Annotated in this window: 17 protein-coding genes; 13 read left to right on the forward strand and 4 right to left on the reverse strand. The window is 41.2% G+C overall.

Annotation, left to right across the window (positions count from 1 at the left end; genetic code table 11):
* Positions 1-39 precede the first annotated feature (39 nt).
* The 13 genes from rpsA (at position 40) to B1s21122_RS02855 (ending at position 15438) form a co-directional block, all read left to right on the forward strand.
* A complete protein-coding gene (gene rpsA, locus B1s21122_RS02795) occupies positions 40-1374 on the forward strand; it encodes a 30S ribosomal protein S1 (RefSeq protein ID WP_095680743.1) in 1335 nt (444 codons plus the stop codon).
* Between the two features lie 62 nt (positions 1375-1436).
* Complete coding sequence (gene coaE, locus B1s21122_RS02800; RefSeq protein WP_095680742.1) at positions 1437-2036, forward strand: dephospho-CoA kinase; 600 nt, start codon at positions 1437-1439, stop codon at positions 2034-2036.
* Entirely contained in the window at positions 2033-4102 is a 2070-nt protein-coding gene (uvrB, locus tag B1s21122_RS02805; protein ID WP_095680741.1) for an excinuclease ABC subunit UvrB, read from the forward strand. The genes coaE and uvrB overlap by 4 nt, the downstream gene beginning before the upstream one ends.
* A complete protein-coding gene (gene uvrA / locus B1s21122_RS02810; RefSeq protein ID WP_095680740.1) occupies positions 4102-6933 on the forward strand; it encodes an excinuclease ABC subunit UvrA in 2832 nt (943 codons plus the stop codon). Before uvrB ends, uvrA begins: the two co-directional genes overlap by 1 nt.
* 3 nt (positions 6934-6936) lie before the next feature.
* The gene (gene uvrC, locus B1s21122_RS02815) at positions 6937-8850 is read left to right on the forward strand and encodes an excinuclease ABC subunit UvrC (protein ID WP_095680739.1); all 1914 of its coding nucleotides are present in this window, start codon (positions 6937-6939) and stop codon (positions 8848-8850) included.
* Between the two features lie 21 nt (positions 8851-8871).
* Positions 8872-9750, forward strand: a complete 879-nt coding sequence (rapZ, locus tag B1s21122_RS02820; RefSeq protein WP_095680738.1) for an RNase adapter RapZ — start codon at positions 8872-8874, stop codon at positions 9748-9750.
* A complete protein-coding gene (locus tag B1s21122_RS02825; protein WP_095680737.1) occupies positions 9751-10683 on the forward strand; it encodes a gluconeogenesis factor YvcK family protein in 933 nt (310 codons plus the stop codon).
* A gap of 41 nt (positions 10684-10724) precedes the next feature.
* Positions 10725-11702, forward strand: coding sequence for a DNA-binding protein WhiA (whiA, locus tag B1s21122_RS02830; protein ID WP_095680736.1), 978 nt, complete (start codon positions 10725-10727; stop codon positions 11700-11702).
* Between the two features lie 85 nt (positions 11703-11787).
* Positions 11788-12789: a type I glyceraldehyde-3-phosphate dehydrogenase gene (gap, locus tag B1s21122_RS02835; RefSeq protein ID WP_095680735.1), complete on the forward strand. Its 1002-nt coding sequence runs from the start codon at positions 11788-11790 to the stop codon at positions 12787-12789.
* Positions 12790-12794: 5 nt separating this feature from the next.
* Positions 12795-13979, forward strand: coding sequence for a phosphoglycerate kinase (locus B1s21122_RS02840; protein ID WP_095680734.1), 1185 nt, complete (start codon positions 12795-12797; stop codon positions 13977-13979).
* Between the two features lie 7 nt (positions 13980-13986).
* Positions 13987-14769: a triose-phosphate isomerase gene (gene tpiA / locus B1s21122_RS02845; RefSeq protein WP_095681242.1), complete on the forward strand. Its 783-nt coding sequence runs from the start codon at positions 13987-13989 to the stop codon at positions 14767-14769.
* A 78-nt stretch (positions 14770-14847) separates the two neighbouring features.
* A complete protein-coding gene (secG, locus tag B1s21122_RS02850; RefSeq protein ID WP_095680733.1) occupies positions 14848-15075 on the forward strand; it encodes a preprotein translocase subunit SecG in 228 nt (75 codons plus the stop codon).
* A 21-nt stretch (positions 15076-15096) separates the two neighbouring features.
* On the forward strand, positions 15097-15438 hold the full coding sequence (locus tag B1s21122_RS02855) for an RNA polymerase-binding protein RbpA (RefSeq protein WP_095680732.1): 342 nt from the start codon (positions 15097-15099) through the stop codon (positions 15436-15438).
* Between the two features lie 3 nt (positions 15439-15441).
* Here the strand turns inward: B1s21122_RS02855 and B1s21122_RS02860 are convergent, their stop codons facing one another.
* From B1s21122_RS02860 to B1s21122_RS02875, 4 genes are read right to left on the reverse strand one after another with little or no spacing between them, the layout of a single operon-like run.
* The gene (locus B1s21122_RS02860; RefSeq protein WP_095680731.1) at positions 15442-16947 is read right to left on the reverse strand and encodes a glucose-6-phosphate isomerase; all 1506 of its coding nucleotides are present in this window, start codon (positions 16945-16947) and stop codon (positions 15442-15444) included.
* Entirely contained in the window at positions 16944-18029 is a 1086-nt protein-coding gene (tal, locus tag B1s21122_RS02865; protein WP_095680730.1) for a transaldolase, read from the reverse strand. The genes B1s21122_RS02860 and tal overlap by 4 nt, the downstream gene beginning before the upstream one ends.
* Positions 18022-20088 carry a transketolase gene (tkt, locus tag B1s21122_RS02870; protein ID WP_095680729.1) on the reverse strand — a complete coding sequence of 689 codons (2067 nt, stop codon included), beginning with the start codon at positions 20086-20088 and terminating at the stop codon, positions 18022-18024. Before tkt ends, tal begins: the two co-directional genes overlap by 8 nt.
* Complete coding sequence (locus tag B1s21122_RS02875; RefSeq protein WP_095680728.1) at positions 20085-20987, reverse strand: COX15/CtaA family protein; 903 nt, start codon at positions 20985-20987, stop codon at positions 20085-20087. The genes tkt and B1s21122_RS02875 overlap by 4 nt, the downstream gene beginning before the upstream one ends.
* Positions 20988-21071: the final 84 nt, after the last annotated feature.

Genomic DNA, 21071 nt, shown 5'->3' on the forward strand with positions numbered 1-21071 from the left:
TCCCTACTAGTTGATTTACCCCCGGAGTACACCTATCTAATGACCCCCTCTCAAATTGCTGTAAACGATATTGGATCTGCCGAAGATTTTTTAGCCGCTATAGAAGGCACAATTAAGAATTTTAATGACGGAGACTTAGTCTCTGGAATCGTTGTTCAAATCGATCGTGAAGAAGTTTTATTAGATATTGGTTACAAAACCGAAGGTGTTATTCCATCTCGTGAATTATCAATTCGACATGATGTTGATCCGAGTGAGTTAGTTAAAGTTGGTGACCGTGTTGAAGCTCTAGTTCTTCAAAAAGAAGACAAAGAAGGACGTTTAATCCTTTCCAAAAAACGTGCGCAGTATGAGCAGGCATGGGGAGATGTTGAAGGAAAGAAAGAGCGTGATGAAGTTGTAACTGGAACAGTTATTGAAGTAGTTAAGGGCGGACTAATAGTTGATATTGGACTTCGCGGATTCTTACCGGCATCTTTGGTTGAAATGCGAAGAGTTCGAGATCTGACTCCTTACATCGGACAACAGGTTGAATGTCGAATTATCGAATTAGATAAGAATCGCAACAATGTGGTTTTATCTCGCAGAGCATTCCTTGAGCAATCTCAATCTGCTTCAAGAACAACTTTTTTAAACCAACTACAAAAGGGTCAGGTTCGATCTGGAGTTATTTCTTCAATCGTTAACTTTGGTGCATTTGTTGATCTTGGTGGCGTTGATGGCTTGGTTCACGTATCAGAGCTTTCATGGAAACACATTGATCATCCATCTGAGGTAGTAGAAGTTGGCGATGAAGTTACAGTTGAAGTACTTGAGGTTGATTTTGAAAGAGAAAGAGTTTCACTATCTCTTAAGGCAACTCAAGAAGATCCATGGCAAGCATTTGCTCGTACTCACACAATTAATCAAGTTGTGCCAGGTGAAGTAACTAAGTTAGTCCCATTCGGTGCTTTCATTAAAGTTTTTGAAGGTATTGAAGGATTAGTACACATCTCTGAGTTAGCAGAACGCCATGTTGAAATTCCAGAGCAGGTAGTTCAAGTTGGAGATAAGTTGTTTGTAAAGATCATTGATATTGATCTTGAGCGTCGCCGTATTTCACTTTCATTAAAGCAAGCAAATGAAGGACAAGAGGTTGAGGTCGAAGCATTCGATCCAACTCAATATGGAATGCCAGCTCGTTACGATGCAGAAGGCAAATTTATTTATCCAGAAGGTTTTGATCCTGAAACTCAAGAGTGGAAACCAGGATATGAAAGTCAGCGCGAAGAGTGGGAGCGTCAATACGCAGAAGCCCAGTCTCGCTTTATGGCTCACAAGAAGCAAAAGGCAGAGGCAAAAGCAGCTGATGCTGCCGCTCCTGCTGCCGAGTAACCGATTATTAACTATGGCCTCAGGAAACTGGGGCCATTTTTTGATTGTGTAAGGTTTAACTTATGTTAATCGTTGCGTTAACCGGGGGAATCGGTTCTGGAAAATCTACCGTGGGCCAAATATTTGGGGATTTAGGTGCAATAGTTACCGACTCAGATCAACTTGCTCGAGATGTTGTAGAACGTGGAACAACTGGATTTGATCAAATAATTGCAGCATTTGGCGATGAAGTTCTTAAGAATGGTGATTTAAATAGAGCGGCTTTAGCTGATCTAGTATTCAAAGATCCAGCCAAACGTAAGCAGTTAGAGCAGATAACTCATCCATTGATCAGAAAAGCATTTGCAAAAATTGTTGAATCTGCTAAAGGTGACTCTATTGTGGTTAATCAGATTCCATTACTCGTTGAATCAAACCATAATTATAAATTTGATCATGTTATTACTGTTTCAGCCTCAGAAGCTGTAAGAATTGAACGGTTACTAAAACGTGGGATGAATTTGACTCAAATACAGCAGCGACTACAGGCCCAATCTAATGATGCGCAGCGGGAAAAAATATCGGATTCGATAATACGAAATGATAATTCGCAGGCTGATCTGTTGTCTGATGTAGAGAAAGTCTGGGAGCTTCTGCAAGTAAAAAATAAGAATAAATCATGAGGCCGATCTCAGACTTAACCCGTCGGGTGGAGCCTTTTCAGGTTATTAGCGATTATGTTCCTGCTGGAGATCAACCAGCTGCTATCGCTGAATTAGTTGCTCGGTTGGCCAAGAAAGAGCAAGACATAGTTTTACTTGGAGCAACGGGCACAGGCAAGTCAGCAACAACAGCGTGGATGATCGAACAAGTACAAAGGCCCACTCTTGTAATTGCGCCAAATAAAACTTTAGCAGCGCAATTAGCGAATGAGTTTAAGGAACTACTTCCCAATAATGCTGTTGAATATTTCGTTTCATACTATGACTACTACCAGCCAGAGGCATACGTTCCTCAAACTGACACATTTATTGAAAAAGACTCATCTGTCAATGATGAAGTTGAACGTTTAAGGCACTCAGCAACAAATTCATTACTTACTAGACGAGATGTGATCGTAGTTGCCACAGTTTCTTGTATCTATGGATTAGGAACACCTCAAGAATATATAGATCGTATGGTTAAGTTGAAAATAGGGGATTCAATTGATCGAAATACACTCTTACGTAAATTTGTGGACATTCAATATAAACGAAACGATATGGCATTTGAACGGGGAACCTTTCGCGTCCGAGGGGACACAATTGAGATAATTCCTATGTATGAAGAGCTTGCATTACGAATTGAAATGTTTGGCGATGAAATTGAGAAAATTATGACTCTTCACCCCCTAACTGGAGAAATTGTCAGGGATGAAACTGAAATGTATGTCTTCCCTGCAACTCACTATGCCGCTGGCCCTGAAACGATGGAACGTGCAATTGGGGAGATCGAAGTAGAGCTGGAAAAACGTGTAGATGAATTTGAAAGATCTGGGAAGTTACTTGAAGCGCAGAGAATCAAAATGCGTACAACCTTTGACATAGAAATGATGCGCCAACTGGGTTTTTGTTCTGGAATAGAAAACTACTCAAGACATTTAGATGGACGAGAGCAAGGCTCGGCACCTAACTGTCTTTTAGATTATTTCCCTGAGGATTTTTTAGTTGTGATCGATGAGTCTCATGTAACTGTTCCGCAAATAGGTGCCATGCATGAAGGTGATGCCGCCAGAAAGCGAACCTTAGTAGAACATGGTTTTAGATTGCCAAGTGCTATGGATAATCGACCACTTAAGTTTGCTGAATTTCTCGACAGGTGTGGGCAGAAGGTTTATTTGTCTGCTACTCCTGGAAAATATGAGCTAGAAAAAACTAGCAATGATGTAGTTGAACAAGTTATTCGTCCTACTGGATTAGTTGATCCGAAAATTGTAGTAAAACCAATTAAAGGGCAGATAGATGATTTGATTAAAGAAATCAAACTACGCGCCGATCGAAATGAACGAGTATTGGTTACAACTTTGACTAAGAAGATGTCAGAAGAGCTCACCGATTACATGTTGGGTCTTGGTGTGAAAGTTAGATATTTGCATTCAGAGGTTGATACTTTAAGAAGGGTTGAATTGCTAAGAGAACTAAGAACTGGTGAATATGATGTTCTAATTGGTATCAATCTTTTGCGAGAAGGATTAGATTTGCCGGAAGTATCTCTGGTTGCAATTTTAGATGCCGATAAAGAAGGCTTCCTAAGATCTACAACATCACTTATTCAAACTATTGGTCGCGCAGCTCGAAATGTTTCAGGTGAAGTGCATATGTATGCCGACAACATGACAAAATCGATGACTAATGCCATTGATGAAACCAATAGGCGACGAGCTAAACAGGTTGCATACAACAAAGAGCACGGGATTGATCCAACCCCGTTGCGCAAGAAAATCGCTGACATCACTGATTTGATCGCAAAGGAGGCAGATGACACAGATGATTTAGCGGCAAAAACTAAGAAAATCGGATTTACTAGTGGGGTTCATAGTAAGAATGCACATTCCCTGCCACGCCAAGAACTGGTGGCATTGATTGAATCACTTACAGATCAAATGAGATTGGCAGCGTCGGAATTGAGTTTTGAATTAGCAGCAAGATTAAGAGATGAGATTAGAGAATTGAAGAGGGAGTTAAAAGGGATGCAAGAGGCGGGTAATTGATGAACGATCGTCTGATAGTTCGTGGTGCCAGAGAACACAACTTGAAAGATGTTTCCTTGGATATGCCTCGAAACTCACTTATTGTTTTCACAGGGTTATCTGGATCCGGAAAATCATCTTTAGCCTTTGACACTATATTTGCTGAAGGTCAGCGTAGATATGTGGAATCACTTTCGGCTTATGCCCGCCAATTCTTGGGGCAAATGGATAAACCAGATGTAGATTTTATTGAAGGCTTATCACCTGCAGTTTCGATTGATCAAAAATCCACGAATAGAAACCCTAGATCCACCGTTGGAACTATTACTGAAGTTTATGATTATTTAAGATTACTTTTTGCGAGGGCAGGTAAACCGCACTGTCCAAAATGCGGTAAAGCGATTGCTAAGCAAACTCCTCAAAATATTGTTGACCAGATTCTGCAGATGCAAGAAGGTTTAAAATTTCAGGTTTTAGCTCCAGTAATTCGTGCCCGAAAAGGTGAATTTTTAGATCTTTTCAAAGACTTTATTACACAAGGTTATTCTCGCGTCAGGGTTGATGGCACTACCTACCAAATAGCTGAGGTACCAAAACTAAAGAAGCAAGAAAAACACACTATTGAGGTTGTTGTTGATCGCTTAAGTGTAAAAACTGAAAGTAAATCTCGAATCACTGATTCAGTTGAAACAGCGTTAAAACTTGCAAGTGGTTTAGTGATTCTTGATTTTGTGGATGCAAAAAAGGGTTCTCCTGACAAGGAAAAATCTTTTAGTGAGCATATGGCTTGTCATGAATGTGAGATTTCTTTCGAGGAGTTAGAGCCCCGTTCATTTTCTTTCAATTCTCCTTTTGGTGCATGCCCGGAGTGCACAGGAATCGGAACAAAACTTGAGGTAGATGAGGAACTTCTAATTCCTGATGATTCAATTTCAATATATGAAGGAGCGATCGCACCTTGGTCTGGTATGGAATATTTCATGCGTTTGCTAGAAGGCCTGGCCACAGATCTCAAGTTCTCACTTGATGCACCTTGGAAGAAACTTACTGATAAAGCTAAAGACGCAGTTTTACATGGTTGGGATTATGAAGTTCATGTGAAATATAAAAATCGTTATGGACGTGTTAGGAATTATTCAACAGGGTTCGAAGGTGTTATTCCGTTTATACATCGTCGTCATGCTGAAACAGATAGTGACTACAGTCGCGATAAATATGAAGCTTATATGCGTGAAACTCCCTGCCCTGCTTGCAAGGGAAGTAGATTGAAACCTGAAGTACTTGCCGTCACATTAGGTGGTAAAAATATTGCGCAAATCTGTGAGTACTCAATAGCTGAATGTGCTGTTTTTTTGAAAGATATTTCCCTATCTGCTCGTGAGAAAAAGATCGCTGAACGAGTTCTTAAAGAGGTACATGCGCGCTTAGGGTTTTTGCTAGATGTTGGTTTAGATTATTTATCTTTAGCAAGACCAGCTGCAACACTATCTGGCGGTGAAGCCCAACGAATCCGACTTGCAACACAAATAGGTTCAGGATTAACAGGAGTTTTATATGTACTTGATGAACCCAGTATTGGATTGCATCAACGCGATAACCGCAAATTAATTGAAACTTTAACAAAATTACGAGACTTGGGAAATACTCTAATTGTTGTTGAGCATGACGAAGACACAATACGAACAGCAGATTGGATTGTAGATATAGGTCCAGGAGCTGGTGAGCATGGTGGCAGAGTTGTTTCCTCTGGAAGTTATGAAGATCTGATTGCAAGTAAGGAATCTATAACTGGTGCCTATTTGTCAGGTAAATCAGTGATCGCAATTCCTAAAAAACGCAGAGAGATAGATCCCAAAAAATCACTAACCATCAAGGATGCAAAGGAAAATAACCTACAAAATATTGATGTCACCTTCCCATTAGCAGCATTTGTTGCGGTAACTGGCGTGAGTGGGTCAGGTAAATCCACCCTCGTTAACGATATTTTGTACTCAGTTTTAGCCAACAAATTAAATGGCGCAAGAATTGTTCCGGGCCGCCATAGAACGATTAATGGACTTGATCAGTTAGATAAAGTAGTTCACGTAGATCAATCACCAATTGGACGAACACCTCGATCTAATCCAGCTACTTACACAGGTGTGTTTGACAAGGTACGAGCCTTATTTGCCGAAACTAGTGAAGCGAAAGTTAGGGGTTACCAACAGGGCCGTTTTTCTTTCAATGTTAAGGGCGGCCGATGCGAAAACTGCTCTGGTGATGGAACCATCACGATCGAGATGAATTTCCTTCCAGATGTTTATGTTCCTTGCGAAGTTTGTCATGGCGCAAGGTATAACCGTGAAACCTTAGAAGTTCATTACAAGGGGAAAACCATTGCGCAAGTTTTAGATATGCCTATAGAAGAAGCTAGTAAATTCTTTGAATCAGTCCCAGCCATAGCTAGGTTTCTAACAACTTTATGCGATGTGGGTCTTGGGTATGTCAGATTAGGCCAGTCCGCTCCAACACTTTCAGGTGGTGAAGCTCAGCGAGTAAAACTGGCGACGGAATTACAGCGCCGCTCTACTGGTCGCACCATTTATGTGCTTGATGAACCAACTACTGGCTTACATTTTGAAGATGTACGAAAACTTCTATTAGTTTTAAATCGATTGGTTGATACCGGCAACACCGTGATTGTTATTGAACACAATTTAGATGTTATTAAATGTGCTGATTGGGTTATAGATCTTGGGCCAGAAGGTGGCTCTGGTGGTGGCTTGGTTGTAGCCGAAGGACGTCCGGAAGATATTGTTAAAAATCAGAAGAGTTATACCGGAAAGTTTCTAGCTAGCGCGCTTAAGAAATAACTTATGAGTGATCCAAAAAGCTATCGCCCAACTAACCTCCCGAGTGATCCTGGTGTTTATCGGTTTTTCGATAAGGATGACAAAGTTATTTATGTTGGTAAAGCAAAGAATATAAAAAACCGGCTTAATTCCTATTTTGGCAACAATTTACAAATCAAAACACGAAAAATGGTAAAAACTGCTGTACGAGTTGATTGGACAGTTGTTAACTCCGAAGTTGAAGCCCTGCAGTTAGAGTTCACTTGGATAAAACAATATAGCCCAGATTTTAACGTTCAATTCAAGGATGATAAGTCTTATCCTTACTTAGCTATTGATACAAATTCACAATTCCCAAGATTGTTCATTTCTCGCTCTAAGAAAATACCAGGTGTTAAATACTTTGGACCATATTCGCATGCATGGGCGCTAAGAAGCACATTTGAAACATTAATAAAGATTTATCCAGTACGGACCTGTACAGAATCAAATTTTCAATCGGCAAAACGTAATAAACGCCAGTGCCTACTGGGCGATATCGGAAGGTGTGCTGCCCCATGCGTTGAATGGGTTAGCGAGAAGGATCATAAATCTTTAGCTAATAATCTAGTTACTTTTTTGGAGAAATCCCCAGAAGAAATATCGGTCAGGGTTGAAAAAGAGATGCAAGCGGCTTCAGAGGCGCAAGAGTACGAGAAGGCAGCCAAATTAAGAGATCAACTAGAGGCTATTAATAAAGCTTTTGAATCGACAGATAGATTCTTAAATGAAAAATTGGATGCTGATGTATTGGCTATTCATGAAGAGATTACGCATGCCGCTCTATCTCAATTCATTGTTACAGCTGGCCGAATCACTGGATCTAGATCTTGGATTATTGATCGAGGAAATCTATTGGAAGATGAATCAATAATCTCTGCAACTCTTGGAAAAATATATGCAGAGAGTTACCCACCAGCAGAGATACTTGTTGATAACTTGCCTTCAGATTCAAGATTGTTAGAGGAATGGCTGGGCACCAAACGCGGCAAGAATGTTTCAATTACTCAGCCATTGCGTGGTGAAAAATATGATCTAGTGCAAATGGTTAAACGCAACGCTAATCAGGCTTTGATTCAGTATCTGAGTAAGCGGGCTAATGACGCAGCAGTAAGTGGAAGCGCTCTAGCGCAGATTGCAGAACAACTTGAATTAGCTGAACTTCCGTTACGAATTGAATGCTTTGATATTTCGAATATTCAAGGAACCAGCATGGTGGCATCAATGGTTGTATTCGAAGATGGTCAACCAAAAAAGAGTGATTATCGACGATTTTCCATCTCCGATGACTCAGAATTTGATGACACAAGAGCTATGCATCATGTGATTACTCGTAGATTCAAAAGGTATTTAGAAGAGAAAGACATTGATATTTCAGAAGCCACAGCTGCCGGAGGAAGTAGACCTAAGTTTGCCTACCCACCTCAATTAGTTGTTGTAGATGGCGGCAAGGGCCAGGTCAATGCCGCGGCCAAAGCACTGTCAGAGTTAGGTATAACTGATGTTGCACTTTGTGGATTAGCTAAAAGGTTGGAAGAGGTTTGGTTACCTCACAACAGTGAACCCATAATTTTTCCAAGACATAGTGAAGCCCTTTACTTACTTCAAAAAGTGCGGGATGAAGCTCATCGATTTGCGATTAATTTCCATAGGAGTAAAAGATCAAAGGTAATGTTGGAATCTTTACTCGATGAAATATCAGGATTAGGTGAAATTCGCAGAAAATCTCTTCTAACTCATTTTGGATCAGTAAGTGCATTAAGAGCTGCCACCCAGCAGGAGATGGCTAATGTGCCCGGAATAGGTGAAAAAATGGCCAAATCAATTTATGATCAACTGGCTAGTCGCCCGATATCTAGCAAAGTAGATGTTCAGACCGGTGAAATTCTAGATGCTTGACATGTGTAGCAAGATATTGCCATGAAGGGTGACACCGAGATTTTAGTGATTACTGGCATGAGTGGTGCTGGTAGATCAACTGTGGCCCATACTTTAGAAGACCTTGATTGGTATGTCGTTGATAATTTACCGCCTGCACTTCTTGGTAATTTAATTGATTTAGTCAACGTCTCTGTTAAAAAAGTTGCAGTAGTAATCGATGTACGCGGTCGCGCATTCTTTGATGATTTAACAAAATCTTTGGCAGAGTTGGCAGACCAAGGAGTATCAAGAAAGATTTTGTTTGTAGATGCAGCAGATGATGCGTTAGTCCGCCGCTTTGAATCAACCAGAAGACCCCACCCTCTACAAGGTGCTGAAAGAATTCTTGATGGTATTGCTAAAGAGCGCGAACGTCTTCGAGAAGTTAGGGATTCAGCCGATATCGTCATTGATTCATCTGCGCTCAATATTCATCAGCTAGAAAAGAAGATAAATAAGTATTTTCATGAGGAATCAGAATCGGATCTAAGGGTAAATATTCTTTCGTTCGGTTATAAGTATGGAATTCCAGTCGATGCTGATTTAGTGATGGATTGCAGATTCATTGCAAATCCTCACTGGATTCCAGAATTACGACCACTAACTGGCAAAGATAAAGCGGTAAGCGATGAAGTTTTGAAAAGTGCAAATGTGCAAGAGTTTCTGGAGCGGTATCAATCTTTATTTGAAACTATGGCATCAGGATTTATCTCAGAAGGAAGAAAATTCCTCACGCTAGCCATTGGCTGTACAGGCGGTAAACATAGATCGGTAGCGATTACAGAGGAGTTAGTTTCCAAACTTTCTAAGGGCAAAAATCTAGCTAAATTTAAGATTGAAACTCATGCAATTCATCGTGATTTAGGTCGAGAAATTTAGATGAGTTTAAATCCAAAAGTTGTTTGTTTGGGTGGTGGTCATGGATTAGCTGCAACCTTGGCAGCAATGCGCACCTTAACAAGTCAAGTAACGGCAGTTGTCACAGTTGCTGATAATGGTGGATCTTCAGGCAGATTGCGTGAGGAATTTAATTCACTACCTCCAGGTGATTTGCGAATGGCTTTAGCAGCACTGTGTGCTGATGATGATTGGGGTCGAAGCTGGGCTGAAATTATGCAATATCGTTTTACTAGTTCAGGTGAGATGGATAATCATGCAGTTGGAAATTTACTGCTAACCGCACTTTGGGATCGAGATCATGATCCTGTTAAAGGACTAGAGCGAGTGGGTCAATTGCTCAAAGTTGTTGGCAAAGTTTTACCTATGGCTCTTGAACCTTTGGACATTGAAGGGAAATTTACAAATAATCAAAAAACTATCTCAGTAAGAGGCCAGGTTCAAGTAGCTGCTGCAACAGGGCGAGTAAGTGAACTTAGATTGATACCAAGTAAGCCAAAAGCAACTCCTCAGGTAATAAATGCTTTAGCTGATGCAGATTGGATAACAATTGGGCCGGGATCATGGTTATCAAGTGTGATGCCACATTTCTTATTGGCGGAGCAAGCAGAGCAGATCCAGGCAAGTACTGCTAAAAAAATCATGATTTTTAATCTTCCTGATAAAACAACTTCAGATGAATTCGCTGGATTTTCACTTGAAGCGCATCTGCAATTGGTATTGGATCATCTTCCAAACCTTAAAATTGATATAGCACTAATAGATGAATCAGTTGATGGTAAAGAACCTGGCTTCGTTGATCTAGTTAGCAGATGTGGTGGCAAAGTTGTCGCATTCGACCTAGCAGATGCCAAGCAAAATTTCCACCATGATAGAGAGAAATTAATTTCCGCTTTCGCCCACATTTTCGGGTAATACCTGCTTAGATAACCCCATCAATATTTGAAGGAGTAAAAATGGCAATGACAGAAGCAGTTAAAGATGAGTTAGGTCGACTCTCGATAACTAAACCATGTTGCCGCAAAGCAGAAGTTTCTGCCTTACTTAGATTTGCTGGTGGGCTACACATCGCAGCTGGAAAAATCATTATTGAAGTTGAGTTAGATACTGCCCAAAGTGCACGTAGATTGAGAAAAGATATTGCAGAAGTGTTTGGTCATGAAAGTGAATTATCCGTAGTTTCTTCTAGTGGTATTCGCAAAGGAAGTCGCTACATTGTTCGTGTTTTAGCTGATGGTGATGCTCTTGCCCGCCAAACTGGTTTAGTAGATGCCAATAATCGACCAATTCGGGGATTGCCACCGCAAGTGGTATCAGCGGCAATTTGTGATTCTGAAGCTGCATGGCGCGGAGCGTTTTTAGCCCATGGTTCCCTTACTGAACCGGGTCGATCATCGGCGTTAGAGATTACTTGTCCAGGACCAGAGGCGGCATTGGCTTTAGTTGGCGCGGCACGAAGATTAGGTATAACTGCCAAAGCGCGTGAGGTAAGAAGTGTTGATCGAGTTGTAATTCGTGATGGGGATGCGATCGGAGCACTTCTAACAAGGCTTGGTGCACATGAAACAGTATTAGCTTGGGAAGAGCGCAGAATGCGAAGAGAGGTTCGCGCAACCGCGAATAGATTAGCTAATTTTGATGATGCAAACTTACGTCGGTCAGCCAGAGCTGCAGTTGCTGCTTCTGCAAGAGTTCAGCGGGCAATGGAAATTCTTGGAGCTGAAATTCCAGAGCATTTGAAAGAAGCCGGGGAACTTAGAGTTAATCATGGCCAGGCAAGTCTTGAAGAACTTGGTTCGCTAGCGACACCACCGATGACTAAGGATGCAATTGCAGGACGTATAAGAAGATTGCTTGCGATGGCAGATAAGAGAGCCAGGGAGTTGGGCGTTCCAGATACGGAAGCGAGCATTAGCCCTGATTTATTGAATTAGCCTCATTAACAAAATGGTAAGATGTACCTATCTCACAAAGTAGTGAATTTCATTTTGATGTTTAATATCTCAAGCGAGGAAACTTATGATTAAAGTTGGAGTTAATGGCTTTGGAAGAATCGGCAGAAATTTTCTTCGAGCATCTTTAGAATCAGGGGCCGATTTTGAAATTGTAGGAATCAATGATTTAACTGACAATGCAACGTTGGCACATTTACTCAAGTATGACTCGATTCTTGGAAGATTAAAGCATCCAGTGACTCACACAGAAAATTCAATCACTGTTGCCGGTAAAACAATTTCTATAAGCGCTGAACGCGACCCAGCCAATATTCCTTGGGGGAAATTGGGCGTAGATATAGTGGTTGAATCCACAGGAATTTTCACCAAAGCTGCGGATGCAAATAAACATATAACAGCTGGTGCAAAAAAGGTAATTATTTCAGCTCCTGCAACCGATGAAGACATCACGATTGTGATGGGCGTGAATCATGAAAAATATGATTCAGCAAAGCACAATATTATTTCGAATGCATCTTGCACAACAAATTGTTTAGCGCCAATGGCAAAAGTTTTAAATGATGAATTCGGAATCGTACGTGGATTAATGACGACAATTCATGCCTATACTAATGATCAAGTGATTCTTGATTTTCCTCATAAAGATCTTAGACGCTCTCGTGCCGCGGCCCTTTCGATCATTCCCACATCAACGGGCGCAGCAAAAGCAATCTCGTTAGTTTTACCCGAGTTAAAGGGAAAATTAGATGGCTACGCATTACGAGTACCAGTACCAACTGGTTCTGCTACTGACTTAACAGTTGAATTAGCCAGAGAGGTCTCCGTCGCCGAGATAAATTCAGCCCTAAAGAAAGCAAGCGAAGGACCATTGAAGGGTTATCTAACTTACACCGAAGATCCAATAGTTTCTGCCGATATTGTGACTGACCCCAGCTCTTGCATCGTTGATGCTGGCTTGACTAAGGTAATTGGCACGACAGCAAAAGTTGTTGGTTGGTATGACAACGAATGGGGTTATTCCAATCGATTAGTTGATCTGATCAAATACATAGGTAAATCTTTATAATTTAGATGGGGATTAAAACTCTTTCAGATCTCACCCTGCAAAATAAAAGAGTTCTATTGCGCTGTGATCTAAATGTACCGATTAAAGATGGTGTTATAACTGATGACGGTCGAATTGTTGCTTCGCTTAGAACAGTTAAGAAGCTACTCGATACTGATTGCTCGATCATTGTTGTAGCCCACCTTGGCAGACCTAAGGGCGAGCCATCTAAAGAATTGTCTTTGGCACCGATTGCAAAACGCTTAGGTGAATTACTAAACAAAGAAGTCGAATTTTCTGGTGAAATAACTGGGTTAATAGCTCGGGCCCACTCCTTAAAAGCAGGGCAGATTCTCATGCTAGAAAACATCCGGTTCATCTCTGCAGAAACAAGCAAGGACGAGCAAGAGCGATTATTGCTAGCAAAGGAACTATCAACATATGCCGATGTCTATGTGGGCGATGGATTCGGAGCAGTACATAGAAAACATGCATCTGTTTATGAGCTGGCAAAATTGTTACCTCATGCTGCAGGAAATTTAATTTCATCGGAGGTTGGAGTTCTTGAAAAACTCACTGTGAATCCTGAGCGACCTTATGGTGTTGTTCTGGGTGGTGCGAAGGTTTCAGATAAAATTGGTGTAATTTCTAACTTACTAAACAAGGTGAATGTAATCGCTATCGGCGGTGGCATGGTCTTTACTTTTCTAGCAGCTCAGAATAAACAAATTGGTAAATCTCTTGTAGAGATTGATTTGATTCCAACAGTAAAGGATCTATTGAATCGAGCAGAGAAACTTGGCGTTAAGTTGATTCTTCCTACTGATATCGTCGTTGCAAAAGAATTTTCTGCATCCTCACAGCCAACAATTGTGGCGGCTGATGAGATTCCAAATGATCAAATGGGATTGGATATAGGCCCGCAGAGTGCTGAATATTTCGCTAAAGAAATTATCAAGTGTAAAACTGTATTTTGGAATGGCCCGATGGGAGTTTTTGAATTCCCGGAATTTGCTCATGGAACCAAGATTGTGGCCCAATCATTAACTCAAGTGCGCGGCATCTCAGTTGTCGGCGGGGGAGATTCGGCTGCTGCAGTTCGTAAACTAGGATTTGAAGATAAGCAGTTCGGATACATCTCAACGGGTGGTGGCGCATCTCTTGAATATCTAGAAGGTAAAGAACTACCTGGGCTTGTCGCCCTAAGTTAGGAAAATGATGCGCAAACCATTAATTGCTGGTAACTGGAAGATGAATCTTAATCATCTTGAGGCCATTGCCGTCACTCAAAAATTAGCCTATTCACTGGAAGATAAAGATTACGATGCTGTAGAAATAGTTGTCATTCCACCATTCACAGATATACGTTCAGTTCAAACATTAGTAGACGGTGATCGCCTGCGGTTGCTATATGGCGCTCAAGATATATCTTCAGCTGATTCTGGGGCACACACTGGAGATATCTCTGGCTCCATGTTAGCTAAATTAGGTTGCACCTACGTTTTGGTTGGACATAGTGAGCGTCGAGCGAACCATCATGAAGATGATCAATTAGTAAATAGAAAAATAAAAGCTGCCTTCGCAAATGAACTTAAACCTATTTTATGTGTTGGGGAAGAGTTGGCAATTAGAGAAGCAGGGACCCACATCTCACATGTACTAGAGCAACTTCGCAATGCACTCAAAGGATTTCATAAACCGGATCTGAAGAAAATCGTAATTGCTTACGAACCTGTATGGGCAATTGGAACTGGTAAAACTGCAACACCAGAAGATGCGCAAGAGGTGTGTTTAGCAATCCGCAACGAACTTAGAAAAATAGGAAGTGATGAAATTGCTGATAATTGCCGAATACTTTATGGAGGATCTGTTAAATCGATAAACACTTTAGACATAATGAAGGAATCTGATGTTGACGGAGCTTTGGTCGGTGGGGCCTCTTTAGATCCAGAAGAGTTCGCAAGAATTTCCAAGTTCCACAGGGTGTTAAATAAGGCTTAATAGGTCGATTACGGCAAACAGCCAAAAAGATAGTATCCTTACCCGATAGTTGATCCGAATTAGCGTGAAGGCGAGTAAATGAATTTAGCTCTTTCAATTATTTTAGTTTTATCAAGCATCTTGATGATCATTTTGGTGTTGCTACATAAGGGCAAGGGATCTGGATTATCAGATTTATTCGGCGGCGGAATTTCTTCAACATATGGAGGTTCATCCGTAGTTGAAAAGAATTTGGATCGAATAACAATAGTTGTTGGCGGAATTTGGTTTGCTTCCGTAATTGCACTTAGTTTATTGTTGAAATAACTGAAAAGATAAGGAGTCATCATGGCTGGTGGTAGCGCGATCCGAGGTAGTCGTGTCGGTGCAGGCCCAATGGGCGAAGCCGAGCGCGGAGAATCAATTGCTCGTTTCCGAGTTTCTTATTGGTGCGCCAATGGTCATGAAACAAAACCATCATTTGCAGAAGATGGAACTGTTGAAGTTCCTGCTCAATGGGATTGTCCAAGATGCGGGTTTCCAGCAGGTCAGGATAAAAATAAACCACCGATGCCAATGAAGAACGAACCTTACAAAACACACTTAGCTTATGTAAAAGAACGTAGAACTGAAGCAGAAGCCAATAAAATTTTGGATATCGCTCTTAAGAAATTACGAGGAGACGAGTAAGTTTTAAAGTTCTGAAATTAACTGTTTTAAAGCTGAGTTATTGTTTCTCAAATGTATTCTTATCAAAGGTAATCTGCGCTCCGTTATGGCTAGTGCATCTCCAAGAGCTTGGGCTTCTATCAAATCAGAGAACTTGAATGACTCACCTGGTACTGCTAATTCGGATTCTACTTCTGAGGTGATTTGAACGAAACAACCATTTGGTTGTCCACCTTTGTGTAATTGACCCGTCGAGTGCAGGTATCTGGGTCCCCAGCCAAAGGTAACTGGCTTATTGGTCTTATTAGATATTAACTGGATCAGTTTTAATACTTCATTGTTATCGGTTCGGGGAAGATATGCCAGAATTGCAAAGTACTCCGCGGGTGTTTTTAAAAATTCGGCTAGGGTTTTAATCTTTTGAGTTGAATAGATTGAATACTCTCCATTTTCAGCAACTGGTATTTCCGATTTGAAATCACCGGTAATTATTGAATTTAAGATTGTGGAGCTTCGCTCCTTTGCTTCAGTAACGTTGGGTTGGTTAAAAGGATCAACTTTTAACAGATAGCAAAGTAAAGCGGTGACCCACTCCCAAAATATAAAATGCTCACCCAAACTGGCTTCGATTATGAGGTCGAATTCACCTTTAGATAAACCAATTGATACTCCACCTTTAATCTGATCAATCGATTTAATCAGTACTGGCAGGCGGCCTAGTCCATTTTTCCCCGTGGATTCGGCAACTAACTGCTCGATCCAATCTGATAATCCAGGAACATTTGATTTCGAGTCACAGATATTAAATACTTGCTTAGTTTGGGAAAACAATAACGATGCAACCTCAATTGCAGGTGAATTTACTTGATAAAAAGTTTTACTTGCCAGCTCAGCATCATCTAAAAGTAATGAGATATCAATACCAAGTAGTGCCGCAGGCACAAGGCCAAAAGCGGATAATGCGCTAAATCGCCCACCAACTAATGGATCAGCGTTCACTACCTTGTATCCAGATTTTCTCGATGATTTATCTAGGGGAGTACCTGGGTCGGTCACAATGACTAAGTGATTTTCTGGCTTCAAACCTTGATTATTCAAGTAATTAACAAAGTACTTTAAGTGTGAAATGGTTTCGATCGTTGTTCCAGATTTTGAACTTATAACGATAACTGAATTAGCAGGATTTTTTGGAAGTGAATTTAAAATTTGATCTGGATGAGTGGAATCTAGAACGACAAGAGATTTGTTATAAGTTTTTGCGATCACTTCAGCAGCTAATGAGGAACCTCCCATGCCACACAAAATCACTTCATCCAATTTATTACTTCTAGCCCAAGCCGACAGTGAATCCAATTGCGGTAGCAAATCTCGAGAAGTTACAGGTAAATCAACCCAATTCAATCGTGTAGGTGCCTCGGAATCAGCGCCCCAGATTTTTGTGTCTTTGATCGCAAGCCTTACTGCTATCGCAAGTAGCTCTGCTACTAAATCTTTATCTATCTTTGATACGAGTGGGCCAGATATCTTCACTTTAAACCACCAGCAATTGCATTAACAGATTTCATTAAATCAAGCCATGATGCTTCAAATTTTGATACTCCATCTACTTCTAAATTATCAGTTATTTTGTCCAGATCTATTCCAGCCAATGCAATCTTTGCCAAGATTGATTTAGATAAGGCAAGTTTTGTTGGAACTAGTGCATGATTAAACGCTCCAGTGTTCTTAACAGAATTCAATGTTGCTTCAGGCATAGTATTTACCGTATTTGGTGCAACTAAATCTAGAACGTAAAGATTTGGATCAAATGAGGGATCTTTAACTCCAGTTGAAGCCCATAATGGTCGTTGTAAATTTGCTCCCTTGTTTGCCAAATCTTTCCAACTAGGTGTGTTAGAGAAATTTAGGAAGGTTTCATAAGCCATTACAGCATTTGCGATAGCGGTTTGCCCTCGCATATTTGAATCTTTTGGAAGGAGTGCATCAACTGCGGAATCAATCCGACTGATAAAAAAGGAAGCTACGGAAAATATCTCATCAATCCCTTCTTGGTTTTCTACTCTTCGTTTCAATCCTGCGGCGTAGGCTTCTAGAACCTGTTTATACCTAGCCACTGAAAAAATTAAAGTTACGTTTACGCTAATCCCTTTTGAAATTAGCTCGGTAATTGCCGGCAGTCCTTCAACTGTAGCGGGCACTTTGATAAGCAAGTTTGGTCTATCAATCATTTTCCATAATGCTAATCCTTGTTCAATTGTGGCTTTGGTATCGCGAGCAAATCTTGGGTCTACTTCGATAGATACTCTGCCGTCTTTGTGCTTAGTGTTTTCATAAACTTCAAGAAAGAGATCACAAGCATTTCTGACGTCATCAGTTGTAAGCAGGGTGATAATTTCTTCAGTGGTTAATTGGGCGTTCTTAACAATGTCCGCCTGGTAAAGATCTGATTTTCCAATGGCTGATGCAAAGATACTGGGATTAGTTGTAACTCCGACAACTGAATCAGTTTCTATCAACTTCTTTAAAGATCCACTCTGCAATCTTTCGCGAGATAAATCATCAAGCCATACTGCAACACCAGCTTTGGATATGTCAGATAAAGCGCTACCCATGAGCCTTAGTGATACTTTCTTTTGCTGCTTTTACAACATTTTCAACCGTAAATCCAAACTCTTTGAATAAAACTGACGCACTAGCTGATGCGCCAAAATGTTCAAGTGATACCGGAACACCCGCATCACCAATAAATTGATACCAAGATTGGGCAATACCTGCTTCTATGCTGACCCGCGGTTTGATGTTCTTCGGCAAAACTAGCTCTTGATAAGCGACTGATTGTTGGGTGAACCATTCCAAACATGGCGCACTTACAACTCGTGCCTTTATCCCGATTGTTAAAAGGTGTTCGCGTGCTGATAAAGCCAGATGAACTTCAGAACCAGTGGCAATCAAAATAACATCACATTTATCTGGGGAGCTTTCATCACCGTATGCCAATACATACGCACCATTTTTAACGTTGTCAGTGCCTTTGAATTTCTTACGGTCGATAACCGGTAAATTCTGACGAGAAAGAGCCAAACCAACTGGTTTTGCATTCTTAATTATTTCAACCCAGCAGGCGCTCACTTCATTTGCATCAGCTGGTCTTACTACCGCCAAACCTGGTATTGCCCTTAATGCAGATAAATGCTCAATAGGTTGATGAGTAGGACCATCTTCTCCAAGTCCGATTGAATCATGGGTCCAAACGTAAGTAACTGGTAGTTGCATCAACGCTGATAGGCGAACGGCTCCACGCATGTAATCACTGAAAACTAAAAACGTTCCCGCGAACGGCTTTACTAAACCATGTAATGCTGCGCCATTTAGTATTGAACCCATTGCATGCTCACGAATCCCAAAATGAACCACGCGCCCGAAAGGATTAGCACCAGCCATTTTGCTACTAGTTGGCAAGAATGATCCACCGCCTTCTATCGTGGTGTTGTTACTGTCTGCAAGGTCGGCTGATCCACCCCAAAACTCAGGGAGCGCAGCGGCAATAGATTGAATAACCTTTCCAGAAGCTGCGCGCGTAGCAATCTCTTTATCACTTGAAAAAACAGGAATATTCTTTTCCCAATCCTCAGGTAATCCATTATTCATTAGTCTATTTAGTAATGCCGATTGGACAGTATTGCTTTTCTGCCAAGATTCAAATTTCTTTACCCAATCCTTATGCATGGCTGCGCCACGTTGTTGAATCGCTCTAGCATGTTGTATTACTTCATTTGACACAACGAAGGACTGTGTTGGATCCATACCAAGTTGTTGTTTGGTAGCAGCAACTTCATCGACCCCTAATGCAGAGCCGTGAGATTTAGCAGTGCCACGTGCTGTTGGGGCAGGCCAAGCAATTACTGTGCTAAGACGTATTAGAACTGGTTTGTTTTTAATCTCTAGTGATTTGAGCATTGTTTTTTCCAAATTTTCACGATCAACATCACCATCAGCTTTGGCAGCTACATCAAAAACTTCCCAACCATATGAACGATATCGAGCAGAAACATCCTCCGTGAATGCCACATGGGTATCACCTTCGATTGATATTCGATTGTCATCATAAATTACCTTTAAATTACCTAGTGCTTGAGTGCCGGCAAGTGAGGATGCTTCTGCGCTAACTCCTTCTTGCAGATCTCCATCTGAAGCAATTACCCAAATATTATGATCAAAAATTTCGGTTTTATTCTCGGGATCTAATAATCCTTTTTCATATCGAGCGGCCATCGCCATACCAACAGCATTTGCAATACCTTGACCGAGTGGTCCTGTTGTTGTTTCCACGCCAAGTGTGTGTCCATACTCTGGGTGGCCTGGCGTTTTAGAATTAAAGGTTCGAAAATTCTGCAAATCTGATAACTCAACTCCGTACCCAGATAAATAAAGTTGGATGTATAAAGTTAATGAGGAGTGACCACAGGAGAGCACGAAACGGTCCCGAGCAATCCAATTTGGATTAGCCGGGTCATGTTTTAAGATCCGTTGAAATAATGTGTAGGCAACTGGTGCAAGCGACATTGCAGTGCCTGGATGGCCATTACCAACTTTTTGAACCGCATCCATTGCAAGGGCTCTGGATGTAGCAACTGCTTGATCATCTAATAACTGCCATGCAGGTAATGTCATAAGTGAAAACCTCTCAATCTAAAGCCTGAGTCTGCAACCTTTATCAAGGACCATCCGCTAGCCCAAACTAAAGTTGCGCCCAAAAGATGAATTGCCACTAGTACTACTGGTAGTCCGGTGAAATACTGCACATACCCAACTAGTCCTTGAGCTAAACAAATCATAAGGAATAAACCGATTCGCTTATTTATAATCTTTAATTGCGATTGACGAGTTATAAGAAAAAGCATGCCAGTTAACACCAATAGCGCAATCACTAAATCAGCATGTAACCACGAAACAAATCTAGGATCAAAGCCGAACCGTTTTGCTTGTTCATCACCGGCGTGTGGACCGCTGCCAGTAACGATTGTTCCTGCGATTAATACAAACAGGGTTAACCAAATTAGCAATGGCAAGATTGGCTTTGCAAGTCCTGTGGCCGTTTCTTTTACTACTCCCACCATTTCATATCGAAGTGAGATTGCACCTGAGATTAAGAAAATCGATAGTAGAAAATGACCAGCTACTGGTAGGGGATGCAGATCTGTTAGAACCGTGATTCCTCCCAAAACTCCTTGGCCTAGAATTCCAAGTACTTGAAGTAGGGCTAACGTGCGAATTCGAATTTTGTTAAGATCATTTTTTGAGTACTTGATTGAGAAAATCACCGCTGCAAGGGCTGTAATTAATAAAACAAATGTAAGTAGACGATTTCCAAACTCTATCCAGGCATGTAACGCACCTTCGGCTTGTCCAGGAACTGGGGTATATGAGCCCGGTGTGCATTCAGGCCAGGTTGGGCAACCTAATCCTGATCCGGTAACTCTTACCGCCCCGCCAGTAACAATTAACGCACCCTGCAGGAAAATTAGAAGAGCAAAAACTCTGCCCGAGATAGATCTTTTGGCCACCAACATGATTTAAGCCTATTGGTTCAACCCTTTAGGGGGGTTGATTTTTCGATCGGGTAAGGCGCATTTCACAGTGAACACCCGATACAG

Origin of the sequence: Candidatus Nanopelagicus limnes (genome assembly GCF_002287885.2) — a bacterium.
Lineage (GTDB): Bacteria > Actinomycetota > Actinomycetes > Nanopelagicales > Nanopelagicaceae > Nanopelagicus > Nanopelagicus limnae.

Excerpts from the sequence above, each read along its gene's own strand:
- rpsA (WP_095680743.1), top strand. The coding sequence starts at position 40 with ATGACCCCCTCTCAAATTGCTGTAAACGATATTGGATCTGCCGAAGAT.
- coaE (WP_095680742.1), top strand. The coding sequence starts at position 1,437 with ATGTTAATCGTTGCGTTAACCGGGGGAATCGGTTCTGGAAAATCTACC.
- uvrB (WP_095680741.1), top strand. The coding sequence starts at position 2,033 with ATGAGGCCGATCTCAGACTTAACCCGTCGGGTGGAGCCTTTTCAGGTT.
- uvrA (WP_095680740.1), top strand. The coding sequence starts at position 4,102 with ATGAACGATCGTCTGATAGTTCGTGGTGCCAGAGAACACAACTTGAAA.
- uvrC (WP_095680739.1), top strand. The coding sequence starts at position 6,937 with ATGAGTGATCCAAAAAGCTATCGCCCAACTAACCTCCCGAGTGATCCT.
- rapZ (WP_095680738.1), top strand. The coding sequence starts at position 8,872 with ATGAAGGGTGACACCGAGATTTTAGTGATTACTGGCATGAGTGGTGCT.
- B1s21122_RS02825 (WP_095680737.1), top strand. The coding sequence starts at position 9,751 with ATGAGTTTAAATCCAAAAGTTGTTTGTTTGGGTGGTGGTCATGGATTA.
- whiA (WP_095680736.1), top strand. The coding sequence starts at position 10,725 with ATGGCAATGACAGAAGCAGTTAAAGATGAGTTAGGTCGACTCTCGATA.
- gap (WP_095680735.1), top strand. The coding sequence starts at position 11,788 with ATGATTAAAGTTGGAGTTAATGGCTTTGGAAGAATCGGCAGAAATTTT.
- B1s21122_RS02840 (WP_095680734.1), top strand. The coding sequence starts at position 12,795 with ATGGGGATTAAAACTCTTTCAGATCTCACCCTGCAAAATAAAAGAGTT.
- tpiA (WP_095681242.1), top strand. The coding sequence starts at position 13,987 with ATGCGCAAACCATTAATTGCTGGTAACTGGAAGATGAATCTTAATCAT.
- secG (WP_095680733.1), top strand. The coding sequence starts at position 14,848 with ATGAATTTAGCTCTTTCAATTATTTTAGTTTTATCAAGCATCTTGATG.
- B1s21122_RS02855 (WP_095680732.1), top strand. The coding sequence starts at position 15,097 with ATGGCTGGTGGTAGCGCGATCCGAGGTAGTCGTGTCGGTGCAGGCCCA.
- tal (WP_095680730.1), bottom strand. The coding sequence starts at position 18,029 with ATGGGTAGCGCTTTATCTGACATATCCAAAGCTGGTGTTGCAGTATGG.
- tkt (WP_095680729.1), bottom strand. The coding sequence starts at position 20,088 with ATGACATTACCTGCATGGCAGTTATTAGATGATCAAGCAGTTGCTACA.
- B1s21122_RS02875 (WP_095680728.1), bottom strand. The coding sequence starts at position 20,987 with ATGTTGGTGGCCAAAAGATCTATCTCGGGCAGAGTTTTTGCTCTTCTA.